Genomic DNA, 24,013 nt, shown 5'->3' with positions numbered 1-24,013 from the left:
CGAAGGAGAGATCGAATGTTTGAGAAATTTGGCCTTCTGATCGGAGGCGAATGGAGGGGTGCGGCCAGCGGCGAGACTCTAGGCGTGGAAAGCCCCGTCAGTGAAACCGAGATTGGCCGTATTCCGGCTGCCGGTGGCAAGGACATCGAGGCGGCTCTTGACACCTGTGCATCGGCTGCACCGGAATGGGCACGCGTTTCAGCCTGGGAACGTGCGGCGATCCTGCGCCGGACAGCGGACAATCTGCGGGATAATGTCGAGGAATATGCCCGCATCATGTCCACCGAAACCGGCAAACCGCTCGCCGAAGCGCGCGCGGAAGTCAATGCAAGTGCCGACCAGTTCGAATGGTATGGCGAAGAAGCCAAGCGCATCTACGGCCAGACCATTCCCGGACGCAATCCGGACGAACGCCTGTCGGTCACCTACCAGCCGGTTGGCCCTTGCCTGTCGCTGTCGGCGTGGAACTTTCCCATGTTGCTGCCCTCACGCAAAATCGCAGCGGCGCTGGCCGCAGGAAATCCGGTTATCGCCCGGCCTGCGTCGGAGGCTCCCGGCTCCTGTTTTACGATTGGCGAAGCATTGATGAAGGCGGGCCTGCCGCCCAATGCCTTGTCGATCCTCACAGGCCGCTCAACGCCCATGGTCAGCGAGCTCATCGCCTCTCCGGTGATCAAGAAGGTCTCCCTCACGGGTTCGGTCCCGGTTGGCCGCGAAATCCTGCGCCAGGCCGCGGAAGGCATCAAGAAAGTGACGATGGAACTGGGCGGGCATGCCCCGGTCATCGTGTTCCCGGACAGTGATCCGGTCGCCGCCGCAGAAAAGCTCGCAGGTACCAAGTTCCGAAATTGCGGTCAGGTCTGCATTTCGCCGACACGCTTTTACGTGCACCGGGAAATCTACGCCCCATTTGCGCAAACCTTTGCCGAAGTGGCCAGAAATCTGAAAGTCGGTGATGGTCTCGACGAGAGCGTAACCACCGGGCCGATGATCCGTGCGCGCGGGCTGGAAAATGCCCTGGCGCTGATTGAGGATGCGAAAGCACAAGGTGCTGAACTGCTGACAGGTGGCGGCCGCTCCGCAGAGCACAATACGGGACATTTCCTTGAGCCGACCGTTTTGAGCAACGTGCCGGACACTGCCCGCATCATGAGTGAGGAGCCCTTTGCCCCGGTTGCTCCGCTAACCACGTTCGACACTTATGACGATGTCATCGCGCGGGCGAATTCGACGCCGTTCGGTCTGGCGTCCTATGTCTTTACCCGTGACAGCGACCTTGCGGCGCGGACGTCCGAGGCTCTTGAGACCGGTATGGTCGGGATCAACGAAACCCTGCTTGCCACGGCGGAAGCGCCCTTCGGCGGGATCAAGGAAAGCGGATTCGGACGTGAAGGTGGCAGCCTGGGAATCCTCGACTACCTCACGCCGAAATACACCCGGCACAAGCTGTTGAAAGGCGCTCTGGATGTCTGAAAAGCGTAAGGGGCCGCAGGGAATAACTGGCGGGCTGACAAATTACGGCGATCCGGATTTCGCGCGTTATCTGCGCCGGTCGTTCGCCAAGTCGATGGGCTACACCGGAGCAGCGCTCGACAAGCCGATCGTCGGCATCTGTTACACTGAAAGCGGGTTCAACAACTGCCATCGCCATTTCCCTGAAATGCTGGAGGCGGTGAAACGTGGCGTTCTGGCGGAAGGCGGCCTGCCGGTTCCCTTTCCCGTAATTTCGCTTGGCGAGGTATTCCTGAACCCGACCTCCCTCGTCTACCGCAATCTGATGGCGATGGCCGTGGAAGAAATGATCCGCGCCCAGCCGATGGACTCCGTTGTCCTGATGGGGGGCTGCGACAAGACGGTTCCGGCTTTGCTAATGGGAGCTGCTTCTGCCGGAAAGCCGGCGGTCATGCTGGTGGCCGGGCCGATGATGACAGGCCGTCACAAAGGCGAACGCCTTGGCGCCTGCACCGATTGCCGCCGTTTCTGGGGGCGGTATCGTGCTGGGAAGGTCGACGAACAGGAGATAAACCAGATCGAAGGACGTCTTGCGGTAACTGCCGGAACGTGTGCGGTTATGGGCACGGCGTCGACCATGGCCTTGATTGCCGAAACCTTGGGTCTGGCGCTGCCGGGTTCCGCCGCAATTCCAGCCGTTCATGCCGACCGGCTGCGCGCCTCGGAAGAAAGCGGAACGCTGGCCGCGAAAATGGCGGTGTCTGGTGGCCCGACACCGGATCGGCTGATCACACCGCAATCGGTCGAAAATGCTCTGCGGGTCCTCCTGGCGGTCTCCGGCTCCACAAACGCCGTCATCCATCTGGCCGCTGTTGCGGGGCGGATGGGAATTAATATCGATCTGGACCGCTTCAACGCGCTGTCGGACGAAACGCCCGTGTTGGTCGACTTGAAGCCGGTCGGATCGGGGTACATGGAAGATTTCAATGCGGCCGGAGCTTTGGAAGGAGTCCTGCGGGGGCTTGAGGCAAACCTCGACAAATCGTGTCTGAACGTCACCGGGCAAAACCTCGGCGACAGACTTGCCGCGCCGCTGGCCGACCCGATCGATCATGGCGTGATCCGCCCCGCCAGCGATCCGATTGATCCCAATGGTGGCCTTATCGCCCTGAAAGGTTCGCTTGCGCCGGAAGGTGCGATCCTGAAACGTGCGGCAGCGACGCCGGAACTTCTGGAGCATGAAGGCCGCGCGGTCGTTTTTTCTTCGCTTGAAGACCTGTCGAACCGGATCGATGACCCGGATCTCGACGTGACGGCAGACGATGTCCTGGTCTTGCAAAACGCCGGTCCGCGTAGTCCGTCAGGCATGCCGGAGGCAGGATATCTGCCGATCCCGAAGAAACTCGCTCGCCAGGGCGTGAAGGATATGGTTCGGATCTCCGATGCGCGCATGTCAGGCACGGCGTTCGGAACCATTGTCCTGCACGTGACACCGGAAGCTGATCTCGGAGGCCCGCTGGCTCTGGTTCGGGGCGGTGACCGGATACGCCTGTCGGCAGCGGAAAAGTCCATCGAACTGTTGGTGCCGGAGGATGAGCTGGAGCGCCGGCGCGCGCAGCTTGAACCGACATCGGGCACCTGGACCCGAGGATATCGCAAGCTCTACCGCGACAGCGTTCTTTCTGCCGCACAGGGTTGCGATTTCGATTTCCTGCGGCAGGGTGAAACTTAGGGGCCGCTCCCGGGCGGTTCTCCGGCGGCGGTCGTGCAGTCTTGCCGCCGCCGGTTTCTCACACCAGCAATTCGATCAGGAACGGACCCGGTTTTGCAAAACTTGTCCGCATCAGGTCACACAATTCATCGAGATTGCTGGCAACGGCGCCTTCAACTCCCATGCCGTTGGCAAGGCTGACCCAGTTCAGATCGGGATTGCCGAGATCCAGCATATCCATCGCAGTTTTTCCCGGCGTGGCGCCGACATTCTCGTATTCGCCAATCAGGATGCTGTACTGCCTGTTGGAGATAATGATCGTGGTGCAGGGAAGATTTTCGCGTGCCTGGGTCCATAGCGACTGAAGCGAATACATCGCCGATCCGTCGGCTTGCAGGCTGATGACCCGGCGTTCTCCCTTTGCGCCGATTGCAGCGCCGGTCGCGACAGGCAGACCGTCACCGATAGCTCCGCCCGCAAGGTGCAGCCAGTCATGCGCAGGCGCGGCAAAGGTGTAGGGATAAAACGCGCGACCATAAGTGATGCTTTCATCCGAAATGATGGATCTTTCAGGCATGAGGGCTCCCACGGCCTGTGCGAAGCCTTCGGGCGTAACCGCTCCTGATGGGGCCTCGGGGCGCGGCCCGGGATCGGGGATCGGAGCGTCCGGCGCGTCGAGTTCCTCCACCAGTGCCGTTAGAGCGGCAATCGCATCCTGATCGGGTCGCGTGAGTGTCAGGAGCTGTGCGTTGGCTGGATATTGCGTTGATGGTTTGCCGGGATAGGCAAAGAACCCGACAGGAGCTTTGGCCCCGACAAGGATGATGTGCTTGTAGACCGCCAGCGCTTCACGGGCCATGTCGGTGTTGTATGGCACGCGCTGAAGCTGAAGCCGTCCGCGTCCGCGGGACAGATGAGAACTCATGAAATCAGACATCAGGTCCGCACCGGTCGCCTGGGCGATCCTCCAGGCCAGCTTCTGCGCCGGTGCCCGGACGCTATCTCCTGCCAGGAGTATCAATGCTTTGTCGCGGCTTCGCAGCACCCGGGCCGCCTGTTCCACAGCATGTGGGTCAAGCGGCGGCAGGGAAGGCTCAGGCAACGGCTCGGCCACAACGCCGCCATCGTTCCAGCTGGTGTCGGAGGGCAGGATCAGTGTTGCGATCCGACCGGGCGCGGTCTTCGCCGCCCGGACGGCCAGCGCCGCATCGTGCCCGACGTCTTCTGACCTGGTGCTGGTGTGGGTCCACTGCGAAACAGTCCTCGCCAGACTGTCGGTGTCTGCCGTCAGCGGCGCATCTAGCGGTCGGTGATAGGTTGCCTGATCGCCGACAATGTTGACGATACCGGCATTGGCCCGGCGTGCGTTGTGCAGATTGCCCAATCCGTTGGCGAGACCGGGACCACAATGAAGCAGGGTTGCCGCCGGCTTGCCTGCGATCCGGTAATAGCCGTCCGCCATGCCGGTAACCACGTTTTCCTGCAGGCCCAGCACACAGTGCATCCCCGGTATTTGATCGAGAGCGGCGACGAAGTGCATCTCGCTTGTGCCCGGATTGGCAAAGCAGGTGTCGATATCGGACTTGAGCAGGGTCCTGACAAGGCTCTCGGCGCCGTTCATATCTGTTCCTTTGCCGGGTGATAAGTGCCCGGACCTTATCTTCAAATCGATGTTGTCGGAAACCTTTTCATCTCATCAATTGTGAAGATCGATCATGCTGCGGCAGGGTGAGCGGATTTTCGTTCTCGGGCAACGCCAGAAAGACCGAAGGCGGATCAGTTCCGTCAAGTCTGCGAATCTTTTCAGAGGTCGCAGAGCATGTGAGCTCTTCTCCAAGAGAAGTCTACACGCCATATTCATGAGCTAGGAAAGAGAGCTCGAGCGGGATCAATCGAGACTTTGGAAAAATTGTATACACTCTTGCGTTCAAAGTTGTATATTGTTTGGCAGATCGATCTCCAAATTCAGAGGGCGTTACAGTGACGACTGAGCATGGTGGCAAGACCGTTTACGGTGCCAATGTTGGAATTTTGATGCTTGAAACCAGGTTTCCGCGAATCCCCGGTGATATCGGCAATGCATCTACCTGGCCATTCCCGGTGCAATACCGTGTTGTGCGCGAGGCAACGCCCGACAAGGTTGTGCGCAATGATGCGCGCGTTCTCCTGGACAAATTCATCGACGCTGCCAAGGACCTTGTGGCAAGCGGCTGTGATGGGATCACTACCAACTGCGGCTTTCTGTCCATCCTTCAGGATCAGCTTGCGGAAGAGATCCAGGTTCCGGTCGCCACGTCTTCGCTCATGCAGGTTCCGATGGTTCAGTCCACGCTTCCACCTGGAAAGCGGGTAGGTGTTCTGACCATTTCGAAGGAGACTCTGACGGACGCTCATCTGGAGGCGGCGAAAGTCCCCCTCGATACGCCGATTGTCGGGACAGAGGGTGGCAAGGTGTTCACCCGGGACATTCTTGGAGACGCCGCCGAGATCGATTTTGCCGCCTGCCGGGAAGACATGCGTGAGGCCGCCCGCGAGTTGGTTTCGAAGCATGATAATCTCGGAGCAATCGTTCTGGAATGCACCAACATGACGCCGTACGCGGCCGATGTGCGCAAGATTACCGGTCTGCCGGTCTATTCCATCTACAGCTATCTTCTCTGGTTCCATCAAAGCCTGGCGCCTGACCGCTTCCCTGCCGGTCTCGATGATCCGCGCTGGAGTTGAGCGGTCGATGACGAAGGAAAGCGAAGCGTTTGCCAGGGTCAACCAGGACGGGCTCTTTCTGGTGGGCTGCGGCAAGATGGGGTCCGCCTTGCTCAAGGGGTGGCTCGGTGCCGGAGTGAAACCGGCTTCAGTCAGTGTTCTTGATCCTAATCCGTCCGACTGGCTCAAGGGACTCGCCAAAGAGGGCCTGCGATTGAACGACGTGCCTGAGGCGGCCGCCGTGTGCCTGCTCGCCGTAAAGCCTCAGGTGATCAGCGACGTGATCGACCTGGAACAGTTGCGTAACGGTGGCACGACATTCGTTTCTGTCGCAGCCGGAACAACCCTGGCAAAACTCGCTGAAATCATCGGTCCGGAAGCAGCAATCGTGCGTTCGATGCCGAACACGCCGGCCGCCATCGGGCAGGGAATTACGGCATTGGTCGGGAACTCCCATTGTGATGGCAGCCAATTGGCACTGGCGGATGTGTTGTTGCGGACGGTCGGTCAGACCATCGTGCTGGATCGTGAAGAGCAGATGGATGCGGTGACTGGCGTATCCGGTTCAGGACCTGCCTACGTTTTTCACATGATCGAGGCCCTGGCCGATGCTGGCGAAGTTGAAGGTCTTGCGCCTGATATTGCGATGAAACTGGCCATCGCCACGGTGGCCGGTGCCGGGGCGCTTGCCCAATCGGCGGAAGAAACGCCGAAAGTGCTGAGAGAAAACGTAACCTCTCCCGCCGGTACTACCGCGGCCGGGTTGAGCGTTCTCATGTCCTGCGAAGACGGGCTTAGACCGCTCATGCGAGGAACGGTGAGCGCAGCTTCCGATCGAAGCCGGGAGCTGGCCTAGACTGCGGGCTCTCGGTCATCTGACCGGACACATGGCTCAGAAGGTCGGAACGTAAAGCTGGGAATAGGCGAGGCGGACGAGCTCGATGGTTTCTTCGCTTCGCCTTTCGATATGGCTGCGCAGCGCCTTGACCGCAGCATCCGTATCCCTGTTTTTTACGGCGTCGACAATCTTGCGATGAGCGGAAAGCGATGAATTGTCCGTATGGTTGTCGTGATGACGCTCACGGATCTGGCGTAAGTTGATAATCCGCACATAACGGATTCTGTCATTCAGGTTGCCAAGCAGCCTGACCAGTTCGCCATTGCCTGAAAGTGCAGCCAGGCGCAGGTGAAATTCCTCGTCCATCTGTACCAGTTCGGGCAGGTCGGTGCAGGTAAAATAGACCTTTTCAGATTCTTCCAGATAGGCATACAAATCAGCGATCGCCTCGTCGCTTGCACTTTCGATGCCGCGGATGATGGCCTCGGTCTCGATGGCGCAGCGGGCCTGGTAAAGCTCGAGAATCTGGTCGGGTTCCAGAGAGCGGCAAAAGAACCCCTGTCCCTTCGCAAGGGTCAGGAAACCTTCGGCGACGAGCCGGTTGAGGGCCTCGCGCAACGGCGTGCGGCTGGCGCCGAGCTCTGACGTCAACGCAGATTCGTTGATGCGCTCACCCGGTTTGAAGTCGAAGTTGATCGCCATATCGCGCAGTGTCTCGTACACGCGATCCACGCTGCTGACACGTTTCGTCATTGTTGTCCTTCAGTGCACATTCAATCAGCCGTACTCCCTGATAGATCAAAAAAATGAACTTGTGAACATTTGCGTCTTCACATTTGCCTACAGAGCTGTATACAATGTTGCGTGCAGAGTTAATTCAATGGGTCGCCCACCTGTCGGCGACAAGCTTGGGGGATACCTTGCGAAACACGATGAATGGCGCCGAGGCAATGGTGCGCTCCCTGGAAGCACATGGCGTGCGGCATATATTCGGGCTTTGCGGTGATACGACGCTGCCCTTCTATGACGCGATGCATAATCTCGACCACAACATCACGCATGTGTTGACGCGGGACGAGCGCAGTGCGACCTACATGGCTGACGCTTATTCCCGGGTTACGGGACGTGTCGGGGTCTGTGAAGGTCCTTCTGGCGGTGGCGCCACCTACATTTTGCCCGGCCTGATCGAGGCAAACGAAAGTTCTTATGCCGTCCTGTCCATCACCACGGATATCTCGGTTGCCTCCTATGGCAAATATCCGCTGACCGAAGTGGACCAGGAAGCGCTGATGCGACCACTGACAAAGTTCAACACGGTCATCAAGCGTGCAACCCACATTCCGCGCATGGTTCGTCAGGCATTCCGTGCCATGACCACCGGCCGCTCCGGTTCGGCGCATCTCGGTTTGCCCTACGACATTCAGTACGATGACGTGCCGGCGGAAGATATCTGGGGCGATCCCAAGCACCAGACCTATCCTTCCTACCGCGCAGCGCCCGAGCCGGGAGTTGTCGAGGCCGCAGTCGAGGCGATCCTGACTGCAAAGTCACCGCTGATCGTCTGTGGCGGCGGTGTCGTGATCGCCGGCGGAATGGACGAGCTGGAAAAACTGGCGAGCCGTCTGGACCTTGCCGTGGCCACGTCGATTTCCGGTAAAGGTTCGCTGGCCGACACACATCCGCTGTCTCTTGGCGTTGTCGGTTCTAACGGTGGTACCGATGAAACCTGGGAAATGATGGAAGAAGCCGATCTGGTGATCTTCATGGGGTGCCGCGCCGGCTCCACGACGACATCGCGCTGGGAAGCACCTAAACCCGGTCAACGGATCGTCCACTTCGACAATGATCCGATGACAATCGGTGCGAACTATCCGACCGAAGTTGGCGTCGTCGCCGATCTGAAGCTGGCTCTGGCTGAAGTGAATGCCTATCTGGATAGGCGTGAAGGGGACGTAACGTCTTTTGGCGGTGCAGCCAGGGTTGCCGACATCAAGGAACGCAAGTTCGCCAAGTTTCAGGCGCTGGCACAGAGCGACGCCGAACTGATCATTCCGGAACAGATCATTGACACGCTGAACAAAAACCTCCCTGATGATGCCATCGTGGTATCAGATCCGGGAACCAGCTGCCCTTATTACAATGCCTACTCGCAACAGAAGAATCCTGGCCGTCAGTATATAACCAACCGCGCCCATGGCGCCTTGGGGTATTCGCTTTCGGCTGCACTGGGTGCCTGGTATGGCCGCCCGGACAGCAAAGTTGTGGCAATGATGGGTGATGGTTCCTTCGCGTTTGCATGTGGGGAGCTGGAAACTGTCGTGCGAAGCAATGCGCCGATCACATATATCGTTTTCTCCAATTCCAACTTCGGTTGGATCAAGGCGAGCCAATACGCCGATTGCGAGAAGCGGTACTACAATGTCGACTTCAACCGGACGAACCAGGCAGCCGTCGCCGAGGCTTTCGGCCTGAAATCCTGGCGGGTGGAAAAGGCGGAAGACCTGGAGAAGGTCATGAAGGAAGCGTTTGCCCACAATGGGCCGACCCTGATCGACGTGATCTGTCAACCACTCGAAGAAGCCGCTGCCCCTGTGCGGCGCTGGATGGGCTGACGGCATGAGTGGAGGCAACCCCTCTCATGTTGTTGTGATTGGAGCGGGCATCGTGGGGGTGTCCGCTGCGATCTGGCTACGCCGGGCCGGGATTGACGTGACGATCGTTGACCGCGAAACCCCCGGCAGCTCGGCAGCAACATCCTATGGCAATGCCGGGGTGCTGGCATCCTGTTCGGTCGCTCCGGTTACCGCACCGGGAATGATCCTGAAAAGCCCGAAAATGCTTCTGGATCCTAACTTTCCGCTGTTTCTGCGATGGTCCTACCTGCCCAAGCTGACACCATGGCTTCTGAAATACCTGTCGCATGCCAACGACAAGGAAACCCGGCGCATTTCCTCCGGGCTTGCGCCGATCACCTTCGACAGCACTGATCAGCATGCAGCCCTGATCAAGGGAACAGAAGCGGAAGAGTGGCTGGTCAACTCCGACTACAGCTTTGTTTATCCCTCCCGAGCGGCGTTTGAAGACGATCACTACACCTGGATGCTGAGGCGCAAGGCAGGATTCGAACCGGAACTGATTGAAGGCGAAGAAGTTCGCGAGTTTGAACCGAACCTGTCCAAGGATCTCAACTTCCTGGCCGTCATGCACGATCACGGCTACGTCCGCGATCCGGGAAGCTATGTCGCTGCTCTGGCGAGCGAGGCACAGAAGCTCGGTGCAAAGATCGTTCAGGCGGAGGTCAAGGACTTCACTCTCTCCGATGGCCGCGTAACCAGCGTCAGCACCTCCGATGGTGAATTGAGCTGCGATCAGGTGGTTCTGGCCACGGGCGTCTGGTCCGGTCCGCTGGCGAAGAAGCTCGGTCTTTCGGTACCGCTTGAAACCGAGCGTGGCTATCACATCGTGTTCCGGTCTCCGGAGGGGGCGCCGAGAACACCGCTGATGGTAACCAGCGGAAAGTTCGTCGGAACACCCATGAAAGACGGGTTGCGCTGTGCAGGCGTTGTCGAATTCGGCGGACTGGAAGCTCCGGCTTCGAAGGCACCACTCGAACTTCTGCGCCGCAAGGTGCTTGAAAGCTTCCCGAATCTGACCTTCGAGAAGGAAGAAAGTTGGCTCGGTCATCGCCCTGCTCCATCCGACAGTTTGCCCCTGATTGGGGAAATCAAGGGATCGGGCGTCTTTGCGGGCTTTGGCCACCATCACATCGGTCTGACGGCCGGACCGAAAACCGGCCGCATTCTGGCCGGGCTGATATCCGGCCAGCGTCAGAATATCGATCTGTCAGCCTATGATCCGTCGCGGTTCTAGGTCGGCATGCAAGAGCAGTTTGTCCCGCATTGGGTGGGGCATTCGGGGACAAGAAAACGAGGAGGAGTTACATGTCCAGCAAAGTGAAAGTTCTTCTGGCAAGCGTTGCCGTTTCCGCAGTGACCGCAGCTTCTGCCACGGCGGAAACGTGGGACATGCCGATGGCTTATTCGGCAACCAACTTTCATTCCGCAACCGGTGAAGTGTTTGCCGAATGCGTAACCAAAGGCACCGGCGGTGCTCTTGAGATCAAGACCCACCCGGGCGGTTCTCTCTATGCCGGTTCTGAAATCAAGCGCGCGATCCAGACCGGCCAGGTGCCGATCGGCGAGCGTCTTCTTTCCGGCCACCAGAATGAAAATCCGATTTTCGGCTTCGACTCCGTGCCGTTCCTGGCAACATCATTCGAAGATTCCGAAAAGCTCTGGGAAGTGGCCAAGGAGCCGTTGACCAAGATCCTGGAAGAGCAGAACCTGCACCTGCTTTATTCCGTGCCGTGGCCGGCACAGGGTCTTTATTTCGATCGTGAAGTGAACTCGCTCGAAGACGTGAAAGGCCTGAAGTTCCGGACCTACAACACGGCAAGCGCCCGCATGGCTGAACTGGCCGGAATGCAGCCGGTCCAGATCGAAGCGGCTGAAATCAGCCAGGCTTTCGCCACCGGCGTTGCCCAGGGCATGGTGTCTTCCGGTTCCACCGGTTACGACCGGAAAATCTGGGAAAGCCTTTCCCACTATTACTCCGCTGATGCCTGGCTGCCGCGCAACTACGTGATGGTGAACATGGACAGTTGGAACAGCCTGGATGACGCAACCAAGAACGTCGTCAACGGCTGTGCGGCTCTTGCCGAGTATGCGGGTGACTGGCGCTCCATCCAGTACAACGAGTTCACCGTCAACGAACTGGGCAAGAACGGCATGGCCACCGGCCCGGTCAGCGACAAGATGGCTGAAGAGCTGCGCGCGATCGGTGAAACCATGACCGCTGAATGGCTGGAAACCGCTGGTGATGGCGGCAAGGCGATCGTTGATGCGTTCAAGGCATCACAGCAATAAGCTGTTGAAATGTCATGATTCTGCCCGGTGATTTCCATCGGGCAGATTTTCTCGGGAGGAGGAACGGCGGTGGCCATTTTCAAGGTGCTTCGCACCAGTCTCGATGCAATTTACAAGTATGCCGGCTACCTGGCCGCGATCTTTCTGATCTTGATTCTGGTCTTTGTTGCGCTCCAGATGGTAGCCCGTTGGGGGGGCAGCATCATCACAGGTGCTCCTGATTTTACCGGCTACTGCATGGCGGCGGCGTCATTTCTCGCGTTGCCTTACGCGCTCAACGGCGGAGCCCACATTCGCGTCAGCCTGCTGCTGAATGCGCTGGGCCGTTACAAGAAATTCGGCGAAATCTGGTGCTGGGCTATCGCAAGCTATTTGACGTTTCTCTTCGCGCGTTACGCGATCAAGATGACTTATGAAAGTTACCGGTTCAACGAAATCAGCCAGGGACAGGACGCCTGGCCGATCTGGATCCCGCAAATGTCCATGACCGTGGGCACGATCCTCCTGGCCGTCTGCGCGTTCGACAACCTCGTATCAACGCTGTTCACCGGGCGGGACAATATCCACGCCGCCGGCTTCAACCCGCACGGAGAGTAAAACATGGAACAGTTCTACCTCGTTGCGATCTTTCTGTTTGTCCTGTTCCTGCTTCTTGGAACCGGTGTCTGGGTTGGTCTGGCCCTGTTCGGCGTCGCCTATCTGGGCCTTGAGATGTTTACCTCCCGTCCTGCGGGCGACGCAATGCTCACGCGTATCTGGACCGGTTCGTCCAGCTGGACCCTGACCGCCTTGCCCCTCTTTATCTGGATGGGTGAGATCCTCTTCCGAAGTCGATTATCGCAAGACATGTTCCGTGGTCTCAGTCCTTGGATGCAGCGACTTCCCGGTGGCCTGGTCCACGTCAACATCGTCGGTTGCACGATCTTCGCAGCTGTATCGGGTTCATCTGCGGCAACCCTCACCACTGTTGGCAAGATGTCGATCCCGGAACTGCGCAAGCGCGGTTATCCGGAATACATGACCATCGGCACGCTGACCGGCGCCGCTACGCTTGGTCTTATGATCCCGCCGTCTCTGACCCTGATTGTGTATGGCGTTGCCGTTGAGCAATCGATTTCAAAGCTGTTCATGGCCGGCATCCTGCCCGGTATCGTTCTGGCGGGCCTGTTCATGGCCTATGTGGCAGGCTGGTCCTTTGTGCGCCCAAGCGAGGTGCCGACAATCGCGAACCGCATGACATTCCGTGAGAAAATTCATGAAAGCCGGTTCCTGATCCCGATCATCATTCTGATCCTCGTCGTTATCGGTTCCATGTATGGAGGTTGGGCAACGGCAACGGAAGCTGCTTCCATCGGCGTGATCGGCGCATTCGTTCTTGCGGCAACGCAGGGGTCTCTGACCAAGGAAGCGTTCATCGAGAGCCTTCTGGGCGCGACCCGGACTTCGGCGATGATCGCTCTCATCCTGATGGGCGCGACGGCGCTCACCCTGGCTATGGGCTTTACCGGCCTGCCGCGGGCTTTGGCCGAGTATATCGAAAGCCTGCAGCTGTCACGCTTCTCCCTGCTGATGGCCCTGATGCTGTTCTACATCGTCCTTGGTATGTTCCTGGACGGGATCTCGTCTGTCGTTCTGACCATGGCGATCGTTCAGCCGATGGTGCAGGGCGCAGGTATTGATCTGATCTGGTTTGGCATCTTCATCGTGGTCGTCGTCGAGATGGCCCAGATCACGCCGCCGATCGGGTTTAATCTGTTCGTCATGCAGGGGATCACCAAGCATGAGATGGGATACATCGCGAAAACAGCCTTGCCGCTGTTCCTCATCATGGTGGTTATGGTGTTCGTGATGATCTTCTTCCCGGAACTGGCGACCTATCTGCCTGAAAGCATGCGGAACGCGAACGGTCGATGACCGTTCGCTGTCTCCTCTTCCGCTCATGAAAGCCGGATGAGGGGACAGCGCGAAACTCATTTGGGCATCCAGGAGAGATTCATTATGCCGAAAACCAAGATCATTGCTGCTGTGGACTTGCACCACAGGGATTGGGACAGCTGCGTGGTCAGGGAAGCGATCATGCTGGCGCAAAGTCATGACGCCGAAGTTGAGCTCGTCTTCGTGATCCCCGATCAGCAGAATTCTTATGTCCAGGAATACATCCCGGCCGACATGCGCGACCGGGTCGAGATCGACGCCCGCAAGGACCTTGAGGCCTATGGTGCGCAATTCGACTGGGGAGAGATTGATCACACCACCGAGATCCTGCGTGGTGTTGTCTATGAAACCCTGATCGAGCACGCAGATGAGCAATCGGCGCGCTTTATCGTTATCGGTGCGAACAAACCGAGCGTGAAGGACCTGTTCATCGGCCCGAACGCAGCACGCGTGGCCCGCTACGCTTCTTGCTGCGTACTCGTTGTGCGTCCGGAATAATCCTTTTTCTTCAACATCGCTAAGTTGCCTCGGAGGCCCTGGTGAGCGACCACAAGATAGAAAGGATCCGGGTGCACCGGATCCTGATTCCTGCAAAGGCAGTCCATTCCCACGGCAGTGGTGATGTCGCCGGCATCAATGTAGCCATCCTGGAAATCACAACGGATACCGGGATCACGGGGTGGGGAGAGGCTTCACCCTGGCCGGTCTTTACCGGAACGGCGGAAGGTTGTGCAGCTGCACTCCACGTTCATTTGAGGCCGCACCTGATCGGTCAGGACCCGGTGCAGGTCGAAAAGCACATGTCCATGGCCGACAAGATCGTTGTCGGACACACCGAGGCCAAGGCGGCACTGGAAATGGCGCTTCTGGACATCACCGGTCAGATTTCAGGTCTTTCGGTGTGTGAACTTGTCGGCGGCAGGATGCGCGACGACATGGGCATGAGTTTTTCCGTTGCCAATCCGGACTTCGACAAGGACCTCGAGGATGTCGCCGCCATGTGGGACGATGGCGTACGCATCTTCAAGTTCAAGACAGGGTTTGCAGGTCACAAGTTCGACTTGATGCGGCTTGAAAAGATGCGAGAGATCTACGGCGAGGAAGCCGATATCCGCATCGATTACAATCAGGGACTGCCGGCGTATGATGCTGTGCGGTGTATCCGCGATCTGGAGGCGTTCCGGCCCACTTTCGTTGAGCAGCCGGTCAAGATGCATGAACGCGAGGTTCTGGCGCATATTACCGACGTCATCGACACGCCGATCATGGCCGACGAAAGTGTCTTCGACCCCAAAGGCGCGCTTTACGGCGCCAGCATCCGGATGGCTGACATCTTCTCGCTCAAGATCATGAAGTCCGGTGGCATCCGGCGTGCACTTGAAGTTGCCGCGATCGCACGGGCTGCCGGCATCGAAATCTATGGCGGCTGCATGTTTGAAACCGGTCTTGCACACGCCGCAGGCGCACATCTGATGGCCGCCGTGCCGGATCTTGTCCTGCAATGCGAGTTCTACATGGCCACCTACTACGCTCAGGACGATATCCTGACCGAAGCTTTCCCGGTCAGGAAAGGCAGGGTCCATGTTCCGGAAGGACCGGGCCTGGGGGTTGGTGTCGACCCTGAAAAGCTGACCAAATACGCGGTATCCGAACCGCTGGCCTGAGACACGTCTAACGAATTGGAAGCATCGGGCGGATCCACGAAGGATCCGCCCGATGCTTTTTCAACTTGCGCGAACCTGCTGGATGAAGTCGGAGACTTCAGTCTTGAGACGTTCCGACTGAGTCGAGAGCTCGTGGGAGGCGGACGTCACCTGGCTGGCGGCGGCACCAGCTGCCTGCGCGGCTTCGCTCACGCCGGCGATGTTCTGGTTTACATCGTTGGTGCCGACCGCTGCTTCCTGTACGCTCCGGGAGATTTCCTGGGTCGTCGCGCCCTGTTCTTCCATTGCCGCTGCAATCGCGGTTGCGACATCGTTGAGATGAGCAATACCGCTGGAGATCTCGGACATCGAGGCAACGGCATCTTTGGTTGCCATCTGAACTTCCTCGATCTGGCGATTGATTTCCTCGGTCGCCTTTCCGGTTTGCCCGGCAAGTTCCTTCACTTCCGAGGCAACCACGGCAAAGCCCTTTCCGGCTTCCCCCGCACGCGCCGATTCGATGGTCGCATTCAGAGCAAGCAGATTGGTTTGCTCGGCAATGTCGGAAATGATCTTCACCACATCGCCGATCTTCTCGGCCTTGTTGGAAAGCACCTCGATCTGCTGACTGGTGTTCTGCGCGCTGTCGACAGCCTTCTGAGAGGCTTCGGAGGCCTGCACCATTTGCCCGCTGATTTCGCCAATGGAGGTGGCCATCTCTTCAGCTGCAGATGCGACGGTCTGAACATTTGCGGAAGCCTGTTCAGAAGCTGCGGCGACCGTCGCCGCCCGCCCGCTGGCCTGTTCAGAGACGTTGACCATGGCCTCTGCTGTTGTGTTCAACTCGGCTGATGCGGACGAAACCGTCTGGATGATCGAGCCGACCTTCAGATCGAAATCGTCGGCCAGCTGCTGCATTGTATTGCGCTTTTCGGTTTCCGCCCGTTCGGTATCCCGTGCCTGGCGTTGTTCAAGTTCCGCCTTTTGGATCGCGTTTTCCTTGAAAACCTGCACGCATTTGATCATTTCACCGATTTCGTTGGAGCGCATCTCGGGCAGTTCGGTCTCCAGATCACCCTCCGCCAGACGTTTCATGGCGGATATCAGCTGCCGGAACGCACGATTGAGACTTGTAATGATCACGAACGCCAGAACGGCAGCTGCAAGAAGTGCTCCGAGAGCTTGCAGGATCGATTGCCATTCACGGCTCAGTGCCTGATCTTCCAGGTCGGCAAGGTCCTGCATGAGACCAGCGCTCAGGTCATCCTCGATCTTCTTCAACCCGTTGATTTTTTTCGTGATCGTGGCGAACCAGGTGTTGGCCGTCAATCCGTCGAAATCGCCGGCAAGGCCGCCGGCCATGATCAGGTCGCGCATGGCTGTGACTTCTTTTGCCGGTTGGCCTGTCATGACCTTTTCAAACACCGCGGTCTGTTCGTCGGTGGCTTCGCTCAGGAACACGTTGTTGTAGGTATCCTGCATGGAAATCAGCCGCTTGAACCGGTCCATCAGTTCAGGTGTGAAGGTACCCGCGGCGAGACCATTGGACCCGACGGCCCTTTCAATGCCCGCTCGTTCCTTGCCTTGCAGGTAGTTTGCGTAGCCGAAAAGGCGCCTGGTTACCGTTGGATCGGAGCTCAGCGACGTCATCGAGCTGATCAGCGACAAGCTTTGCCCGTTCAGGCCGGTGAAGTATCCAATCGCTTCCTTGGTCGGAATAGAGAGAGTATCGATTTCTCTGCGAACCGAATCCATTTTCTCGTTATTTCGCAGGATCTTGCGAAGATCGTAAGAGAAGGTCTTACCGTAGACCGACTTGTCGAAGTTGCTCAGAAAGGTCTCGAGCGCTGCACGTTTCCCGTCTGTCAGCTCGCGCTGTTCAGCCAGTTCGCGGACAAAACGCTTGCCTTCACTTCCAAGGTAAACAGCTGTCGCTCCGCGTTCCTTCTGCTGCTCGTGCACAAGCGCGCTAAGCTGAACCGAAAGACCGACAAGTTGACTTAGATCGCTCGTTTGCGAGGCAACCTCAACGTCGTTGAGAACACTTCGCCCGGCAAACAGCATCGTAGCGAGAATGGGGATGGCTGCGACCAGCACGATCGCGTGCGAGATTTTAAGATTACGTAGCAACGACATAGGCTTACAAGCACTTTTCGGATTTGAATTCAGCACGTTTTTTGCGTGCAGCTGAATGTCCAAGACACGAAAATCGCTTATATGAGCCGATGATTAACGAAGGCTGTAGCAGTGTTGTACGTAGTTTAACTTATCGCGAAGGTTGAGTAACCTTTCGTCACTTGATAGTCATGCCGGTCACGGCTTTTAATGCGCCGTTTTCTGCGAACTTAAGGGAAAGTTGCTCGTTGCTATGGCGCCCAAAATAAAGGCGCGACACGTGTTGCTGCGTCAATCTGTCAGCATTCGGGAAGGTTGACCGCCAGTCCGCCCAAGGACGTTTCCTTGTACTTCTCGCGCATGTCCTGACCGGTCTGGCGCATGGTCTCGATGCAGTTGTCGAGTGGCATGAAATGCGCACCGTCACCGTGGAGGGCCAGTGATGCTGCGGATACGGCCTTGATCGCACCCATGCCGTTGCGCTCGATGCAGGGAACCTGCACCAGACCCTTGACCGGATCACAGGTCATGCCGAGATGATGTTCCAACGCAATTTCGGCGGCATTTTCAACCTGCTCATTGCTGCCGCCGAGGGCGGCGCACAAGCCGGCTGCGGCCATTGCAGAGGCCGATCCGACTTCTGCCTGGCAGCCGCATTCTGCACCGGAGATGGAGGCGTTGTGCTTGATCAGGCCACCGATGGCAGCGGCGGTCAGCAGGAACGTATCGATGCCTTCGCGCGTGCAGTCCACACAGTGATCGCGGTAGTACCGGATTACCGCAGGGACCACGCCGGCAGCGCCATTGGTCGGTGAGGTAACCACCTGACCGCCGGCGGCGTTTTCTTCGTTCACGGCCATGGCATAGACGGAAAGCCAGTCATTCACCGTGTGGGGCTGCTGACGGTTCGAACCGCTCTGGCTTTGCAGACGCTGATAAATTCCCTTGGCCCGGCGTTTGACGCTCAACCCGCCGGGAAGCTCGCCTTCCTGCGACAGACCGCGTTCGATGCAGTTGTTCATCACATTCCAGATGGCATCGAGCTTGGAATTCAAGGCTTCGGCACCGAGAACGGATTCTTCGTTGGCGCGTTTCATCTCGGCGATCGACATCCCGGATGCCTTGCCCATCTGAAGCATTTCCGCGGCCGAGCCGAACGGGTAGGGGTAACCGACGGCTTCCTTCTCTTCGTGAAGATCCACATCGGGACCGTTCTCCGAAGCGATGAGTTCAGCCTCGGTCATCACGAAGCCGCCACCGATTGAGTAATAAGTATCGGCGAGCAGAATGTCGCCGTTTTCATCCAGGGCGTTCAGCTTCATGCCGTTGGCATGGAGTGGCAGTGCAGGGCCGAAGTCGAAGACCAGATCGTTTTCAGGATCGAAACGGACCTTGCCGCATCCTGCAACGGTGAGGGTGGAGGTCTCGTGAAGTTCCTTGAGCCGTTTCTCGGCCAGATCCGCATCCACGGCGTCCGGTCTGAAGCCAAGCAGACCCAGCATGACGGCGCGGTCAGAGGCATGGCCTTTGCCGGTGAAGGCGAGCGAACCGTGCAATGATGCGGTGATATGTGCGACCGAACCGGGATCAAACCGGCCGTTTTCGCCGCTGGACAGACGGTCGAGGAAGTCAACCGCTGCCGTCATCGGTCCCATTGTGTGGGACGACGAAGGCCCGATGCCGATCTTGAAGATATCGAAGACGCTGAGAAACATGGCTTCAGGCTCTGTCTAGTGTGCGGCGCCCCGAATTCCGGGGCGCCACGCATCGTTTCAGGTCATTCTGCGGCTTCCGCGTAGTCCGACATGGGCGGACAGGTGCAGACCAGATTCCGGTCACCATAGGCGTTGTCCACCCGGTTGACCGGCGACCAGTACTTGTCGACATCCAGAGAACCGGCCGGATAACAGGCCTGTTCGCGGCTGTACGGACGGTTCCACTCGCCAACAAGATCGGCCACCGTGTGCGGTGCGTTCTTCAGCGGGTTGTTTTCCGCATCCATCTTGCCGTCGATGATGTCCTGCGCTTCGGCACGAATGGACAGCATTGCATCGCAGAACCGGTCCAGTTCTGCCTTCGGCTCGGACTCGGTCGGCTCGACCATGAGCGTTCCGGCAACCGGCCAGGACATGGTCGGAGCATGGAAGCCGTTGTCGATCAGACGCTTGGCGATGTCGTCAACGCTGACACCGGCGCTGTCGGCCAACGGACGCGTATCAAGGATACATTCGTGCGCCACCCGTCCTGTTTCGGACGTGTAGAGAATATCATATCCCTGTTTCAGACGTGCCGCGATGTAGTTGGCGTTCAGGATCGCAACCTTGGTTGCCTGGGTCAGGCCATTCCCGCCCATCAGAAGGACGTAGGCCCAGCTGACCGGCAGGATGGAGGGCGAACCGAACGGTGCCGCGGACACCGGTCCGACGCTTGAACCGTATTCCGGGTGACCGGGAAGGTAGGGTTCCAGGTGCGCCTTGACGCCGATCGGGCCCATGCCTGGACCGCCACCGCCATGTGGAATGCAGAAGGTCTTGTGCAGGTTCAGGTGGCTGACATCGCCGCCGATCTTGCCCGGTTGAACCAGACCGACCATGGCGTTCATGTTTGCGCCGTCGATATAGACCTGGCCGCCATGATCATGAGTGATCTGGCAGACTTCCTGAACGGTTTCCTCAAACACCCCGTGCGTCGACGGATAGGTGATCATGCAGGCCGCGAGATCGTCAGAGTACTTTTCCGCCTTTTCGCGGAAATCTGCGATGTCGATGTTGCCGTGATCGTCGGATTTGACCGGAACCACCTTGTAGCCAACCATCTGCGCGGACGCCGGGTTGGTGCCGTGTGCGGAGGTCGGGATCAGACAGATGTTCCGATGCCCTTCGCCACGTGCCTTGTGGTAGTTGCGAATGGTCAGAAGACCCGCATATTCACCCTGCGCGCCGGAATTCGGCTGCTGGCTGATGGCATCGTAGCCGGTGATCTGGCACAGCTTGTCGTTCAGATCAGCGATCATCTCGTAGTACCCGGCAGCCTGATCTTCAGGCACAAACGGGTGCAGGTTGGAGAATTCCGGCCAGGTGACGGGAATCATCTCGATGGTCGCGTTCAGCTTCATCGTGCACGAACCCAACGGGATCATCGCACGGTCGAGCGCCAGGTCGCGGTCGGCCAGGCGGCGCATGTAGCGGGTGATCTCCGCTTCCGCCCGGTTCAGGTGGAAGATCGGATGAGTCAAGTATTCGCTTTCACGCAGCGCATGCTGCGGCAGGCGGTACTCCCGGTTTGCTTCGCTGTCGTCCTTCATGTTGCCGCCGAAGGCACGCCACACGGCCTCGATGGTTTCCGGACGGGTCTGCTCGTCGAGCGAAATACCGACACGGGTTTCGCCGACCTTGCGCAGATTGATACCGTTGGCGACACCGGCATTCAGGATGACGCCCTGGAGAGCTCCGACTTCGACGGTGATCGTGTCGAAGAACACTTCCGGCTGGACTTCGAAGCCGAGGGACTCGAGACCTTTGGCCATGCGGGATGTCTTGCGGTGCACGGACTGGGCGATTGCCTTGACGCCGTCCGGGCCGTGGTAAACCGCGTACATGGACGCGATGACGGCCAGAAGCGCCTGTGCGGTACAGACGTTGGAATTGGCTTTCTCGCGGCGGATGTGTTGTTCGCGGGTCTGCAGGGCAAGCCGGTAGGCTTTCTTGCCGCGGCTGTCGACGGAAACGCCGATGATACGACCCGGCATGGAGCGCTTGAAAGCGTCCTTACAGGCCATGTAGGCAGCGTGAGGGCCGCCGAAGCCCATCGGAACACCGAAGCGCTGGGTTGAGCCAACCGCGATATCCGCGCCCATTTCGCCCGGCGATTTGAGAAGCGCCAGCGCCAGCGGATCTGCGGCAATGATTGCCAGAGCCTTGTTCTCGTGCAGTTTCTCGATCAAGCCGGTGAAGTCGCGGACGTGACCGTAAGTGCCCGGATACTGGAAGATCGCACCGAAGACTGCCGCCGGATCCAGGTCGTCGGGGTTGCCGACGATGACTTCGATCCCGAGCGGCTCCGCGCGAGTCTGGATCACCGCAATGTTCTGCGGATGGCAGTTTTCGTCCACAAAGAAGGCATTTGCCTTGGACTTCGCCGAACGCTTGGCCATGGTCATGGCTTCAGCGGCAGCGGTGGATTCATCAAGAAGCGACGCATTGGCGATATCCAGGCCGGTCAGATCGGAGACCATGGTCTGGAAGTTCAAAAGCGCCTCGAGGCGTCCCTGGGAAATTTCCGGCTGGTAAGGCGTATAGGCGGTGTACCATGCCGGGTTTTCCAGAATGTTGCGCAGGATCGGGGCAGGCGTCGTGGTGCCGTAATACCCCTGACCGATCAGGGAGGTCAGAACCTTGTTCTTTTCTGCGACTTCACGCATGTGAAACAGTGCGTCGCGTTCCGAAAGTCCCGGTCCGCCCCAGTCAAGGGGATCCTTCTGACGGATGGACGGCGGCACGGTTGCGTCAATCAGGTCGTCCAGGCTGTCGAAACCGACAACCTTCAGCATCTCTTCCATTTCGGCAGGAGATGGGCCGATATGCCGGCGATTGGCAAAATCGTAGGCCTGATAGGTGGTTATTTCAAATGGCATTTCTGCGCTCCTTTAGGCGATAAAGGACTTGTAGCCGTCAAGATCCATCAAGTCGTTAAGCTGGGAAGTGTCGGACAGCTTGATCTTGTACAGCCAGCCGTCGCCTTCCGGGCTTTCGTTCAGCTTGGCGGGGTTATCGGCCAGCGCTTCGTTGGCTGCAACGATCTCGCCATCGACAGGCGCATAGATTTCAGAAGCAGCCTTGACCGACTCGACGACGCCGATTTCGTCGCCTTTTTCGAAAGTGTCGCCGCCGTCTTTCTGTTCGACATAGACGATCTCGCCAAGCTGTTCGGCAGCGTGTGCGGTGATGCCTACGGTGGCGGTGTCGCCGTCAACGGTGATCCATTCGTGTTCTTCGGAATAGTAGGTGGTCATGTCGGTCTCTCCCTGATGACTGCGTCTCCGCCTTTTTGGTTCACCGGCTTGGCGGTTCGGAGACGCTTAATGACAATGAGTTAGAGCATTTGAGCGATTTAGCGAATACGGGAAATGCTCTAGCGCTTGTAATTCTGCTGCACGAACGGCAGCGACACGATTTCGGCTGGTTGAGCCTTGCCCCGGACCATGAGATTGACCTTGGTGCCCGGTTCCGCCTGTGCGGTGGCAACGTAGCCGAGAGCGACCGGACCACCGACTGTCGGACCAAAGCCACCGGAGGTGACTGCGCCGATGCTTTCGCCGTCCAGGCCCTGCACTTCAACACCCTGACGGGCCGGAGCGCGACCTTCCGGCTTGATACCGACCAGCTTGCGGGAAGTTCCTTCGGCGATGTCACGCAGGACGCGGTCCGCACCTGGGAAGCCGCCTTCTTCGCGGCGGCGCTTCTGGATAGCCCAGTTCAGCGAAGCTTCGATCGGAGATGTGTCGTTGTCGATATCATTGCCATAGAGGCACAGGCCGGCCTCCAGTCTGAGGGAATCGCGTGCACCAAGTCCGGCCGGCTCACAGTTTTCGTCCGCAAGGAACGCGCGCGTGATTTCGACAGCCTTGTCCTGCGGAATGGAGATCTCATAACCGTCTTCGCCGGTGTAGCCGAGGCGGGAGATCCGGCATTCGACGCCGTTGATGTCAGCCACCATGGTCTCCATGAATTTCATGTCGCGGGCTGCCGGGCAAAGTGTTCCGACGACATCTTCGGCCTTGGGACCCTGCACCGCAACAAGCGCCCGATCGAAAATCTCGGTTACTTCCACGCCGTCCAGATGCTTGGCCATATGCGGGATGTCCTGGTGGCGCATCGAGGCGTTGACGACCACGAAGAAATGATCACCGGCATTGGAGACGATCAGGTCATCCATGATGCCACCGTTTTCGTTGGTGAAGAAGCTGTAGCGCGCCTTGCCTTCTTTCAGGGCCGTGAAGGCCTGCGGGCAGATCGTTTCGAGCTTCTCGGCGACATTCTCACCCTTGAGGATCACCTGGCCCATATGGCTGACGTCGAACAAAGCAGCTTTTTCCCGGCACTGCTTGTGTTCCCCCATAATGCCCATGGGGTATTGCACCGGCATCTCCCAGCCGGCGAAGTCGACCATTTTACCGCCGAGTTCGACATGCAGATCGTAGAGCGGGGTGCGTTTGGGGGCGTCAGCCATTTTCCCGGTCCTTCCTTTTTCAGATTATTTATGGGTCAGTTACGCACAACCATGACCGTACAATGCGCGTTGCGCACGACACGGGCAAGATTGGGGCCGATTTCATAGTTCGGAAAGTCGCCTTCCGCGGAAGCCATCACGATCAGGTCGACGCCTTCCTTGTGGGCGAATTTGAGGAGTTCTCGATAGACGCTGCCTTCTTCGATATGAACCGGCACGTCAGAAGCATTGTTGGCGGACAGGATCGCGGCGATCTTGTTACGCACGAAATCCTTCGCTCCGGATCCGTAGCCGGCCGGCAGGTTGGGCAGCTGAATGATCTCGGGAATGATGGAAATGGTGTGCAGCTCGGCACCGTAAAACTTTGCCTGTTCCAGAGCCAGCGGCAGCGCCTTCTTCCACGAATTTTCATCCGTATGGTCAATCGGCAAAAGAATTTTTGTGAACATCAGTCATCTCCAGA

The 24,013-nt window shown here is 58.3% G+C and carries 19 protein-coding genes; 11 read left to right on the top strand and 8 right to left on the bottom strand.

Going from position 1 to position 24,013, the window contains the following annotated elements:
* The first annotated feature begins 15 nt into the window (after positions 1 to 15).
* Both ABLQ08_RS26430 and ABLQ08_RS26425 read left to right on the top strand, forming a co-directional pair.
* Positions 16 to 1,473: an NAD-dependent succinate-semialdehyde dehydrogenase gene (locus tag ABLQ08_RS26430; RefSeq protein WP_352948699.1), complete on the top strand. Its 1,458-nt coding sequence runs from the start codon at positions 16 to 18 to the stop codon at positions 1,471 to 1,473.
* A complete protein-coding gene (locus ABLQ08_RS26425; RefSeq protein ID WP_352948696.1) occupies positions 1,466 to 3,184 on the top strand; it encodes a dihydroxy-acid dehydratase in 1,719 nt (572 codons plus the stop codon). The genes ABLQ08_RS26430 and ABLQ08_RS26425 overlap by 8 nt, the downstream gene beginning before the upstream one ends.
* Positions 3,185 to 3,242: 58 nt before the next feature.
* Here ABLQ08_RS26425 and ABLQ08_RS26420 read toward each other — a convergent pair whose 3' ends face one another.
* A complete protein-coding gene (locus ABLQ08_RS26420) occupies positions 3,243 to 4,784 on the bottom strand; it encodes an acetolactate synthase large subunit (RefSeq protein WP_352948694.1) in 1,542 nt (513 codons plus the stop codon).
* 359 nt (positions 4,785 to 5,143) lie between these two features.
* On the opposite strand from ABLQ08_RS26420, the gene ABLQ08_RS26415 reads away from it, so the two are divergent.
* Complete coding sequence (locus ABLQ08_RS26415) at positions 5,144 to 5,887, top strand: aspartate/glutamate racemase family protein (RefSeq protein ID WP_352948691.1); 744 nt, start codon at positions 5,144 to 5,146, stop codon at positions 5,885 to 5,887.
* A gap of 7 nt (positions 5,888 to 5,894) precedes the next feature.
* Positions 5,895 to 6,722: a pyrroline-5-carboxylate reductase gene (proC, locus tag ABLQ08_RS26410; RefSeq protein ID WP_352948689.1), complete on the top strand. Its 828-nt coding sequence runs from the start codon at positions 5,895 to 5,897 to the stop codon at positions 6,720 to 6,722.
* 36 nt (positions 6,723 to 6,758) lie between these two features.
* Here the strand turns inward: proC and ABLQ08_RS26405 are convergent, their stop codons facing one another.
* On the bottom strand, positions 6,759 to 7,457 hold the full coding sequence (locus tag ABLQ08_RS26405) for a GntR family transcriptional regulator (protein WP_352948686.1): 699 nt from the start codon (positions 7,455 to 7,457) through the stop codon (positions 6,759 to 6,761).
* 167 nt (positions 7,458 to 7,624) lie between these two features.
* On the opposite strand from ABLQ08_RS26405, the gene ABLQ08_RS26400 reads away from it, so the two are divergent.
* The 7 genes from ABLQ08_RS26400 (at position 7,625) to ABLQ08_RS26370 (ending at position 15,228) form a co-directional block, all read left to right on the top strand.
* The gene (locus tag ABLQ08_RS26400) at positions 7,625 to 9,316 is read left to right on the top strand and encodes a thiamine pyrophosphate-binding protein (RefSeq protein ID WP_352948684.1); all 1,692 of its coding nucleotides are present in this window, start codon (positions 7,625 to 7,627) and stop codon (positions 9,314 to 9,316) included.
* 4 nt (positions 9,317 to 9,320) lie between these two features.
* Positions 9,321 to 10,574 carry an NAD(P)/FAD-dependent oxidoreductase gene (locus ABLQ08_RS26395; RefSeq protein ID WP_352948681.1) on the top strand — a complete coding sequence of 418 codons (1,254 nt, stop codon included), beginning with the start codon at positions 9,321 to 9,323 and terminating at the stop codon, positions 10,572 to 10,574.
* Between the two features lie 71 nt (positions 10,575 to 10,645).
* Complete coding sequence (locus ABLQ08_RS26390; RefSeq protein ID WP_352948679.1) at positions 10,646 to 11,629, top strand: TRAP transporter substrate-binding protein; 984 nt, start codon at positions 10,646 to 10,648, stop codon at positions 11,627 to 11,629.
* Positions 11,630 to 11,698: 69 nt separating this feature from the next.
* Positions 11,699 to 12,226 carry a TRAP transporter small permease gene (locus ABLQ08_RS26385; RefSeq protein WP_352948676.1) on the top strand — a complete coding sequence of 176 codons (528 nt, stop codon included), beginning with the start codon at positions 11,699 to 11,701 and terminating at the stop codon, positions 12,224 to 12,226.
* 3 nt (positions 12,227 to 12,229) lie between these two features.
* Complete coding sequence (locus ABLQ08_RS26380; RefSeq protein WP_352948673.1) at positions 12,230 to 13,543, top strand: TRAP transporter large permease; 1,314 nt, start codon at positions 12,230 to 12,232, stop codon at positions 13,541 to 13,543.
* An 84-nt stretch (positions 13,544 to 13,627) separates the two neighbouring features.
* Positions 13,628 to 14,062, top strand: coding sequence for a universal stress protein (locus ABLQ08_RS26375; RefSeq protein ID WP_352948671.1), 435 nt, complete (start codon positions 13,628 to 13,630; stop codon positions 14,060 to 14,062).
* A 41-nt stretch (positions 14,063 to 14,103) separates the two neighbouring features.
* Entirely contained in the window at positions 14,104 to 15,228 is a 1,125-nt protein-coding gene (locus ABLQ08_RS26370) for an enolase C-terminal domain-like protein (RefSeq protein ID WP_352948668.1), read from the top strand.
* A gap of 60 nt (positions 15,229 to 15,288) precedes the next feature.
* Here ABLQ08_RS26370 and ABLQ08_RS26365 read toward each other — a convergent pair whose 3' ends face one another.
* From ABLQ08_RS26365 to ABLQ08_RS26340, 6 genes are all read right to left on the bottom strand, one after another.
* Positions 15,289 to 17,343 (bottom strand): methyl-accepting chemotaxis protein, encoded by a 2,055-nt coding sequence (locus ABLQ08_RS26365; RefSeq protein ID WP_352948665.1) that lies wholly within the window; start codon positions 17,341 to 17,343, stop codon positions 15,289 to 15,291.
* A gap of 278 nt (positions 17,344 to 17,621) precedes the next feature.
* Entirely contained in the window at positions 17,622 to 19,037 is a 1,416-nt protein-coding gene (locus tag ABLQ08_RS26360; RefSeq protein WP_352948663.1) for an L-serine ammonia-lyase, read from the bottom strand.
* A 62-nt stretch (positions 19,038 to 19,099) separates the two neighbouring features.
* Positions 19,100 to 21,955 (bottom strand): aminomethyl-transferring glycine dehydrogenase, encoded by a 2,856-nt coding sequence (gene gcvP, locus ABLQ08_RS26355; RefSeq protein WP_352948660.1) that lies wholly within the window; start codon positions 21,953 to 21,955, stop codon positions 19,100 to 19,102.
* A 12-nt stretch (positions 21,956 to 21,967) separates the two neighbouring features.
* Entirely contained in the window at positions 21,968 to 22,333 is a 366-nt protein-coding gene (gcvH, locus tag ABLQ08_RS26350; protein ID WP_352948658.1) for a glycine cleavage system protein GcvH, read from the bottom strand.
* Between the two features lie 119 nt (positions 22,334 to 22,452).
* On the bottom strand, positions 22,453 to 23,550 hold the full coding sequence (gene gcvT / locus ABLQ08_RS26345) for a glycine cleavage system aminomethyltransferase GcvT (protein WP_352948655.1): 1,098 nt from the start codon (positions 23,548 to 23,550) through the stop codon (positions 22,453 to 22,455).
* A gap of 35 nt (positions 23,551 to 23,585) precedes the next feature.
* A complete protein-coding gene (locus ABLQ08_RS26340; RefSeq protein ID WP_352948652.1) occupies positions 23,586 to 23,999 on the bottom strand; it encodes a universal stress protein in 414 nt (137 codons plus the stop codon).
* Positions 24,000 to 24,013: the final 14 nt, after the last annotated feature.

This window comes from Roseibium sp. SCP14, assembly GCF_040329475.1.
Classification (GTDB): Bacteria; Pseudomonadota; Alphaproteobacteria; order Rhizobiales; family Stappiaceae; genus Roseibium.
Note: the sequence above shows the minus strand (reverse complement) of the source record. Positions and strands in the feature narration are given on the sequence as shown.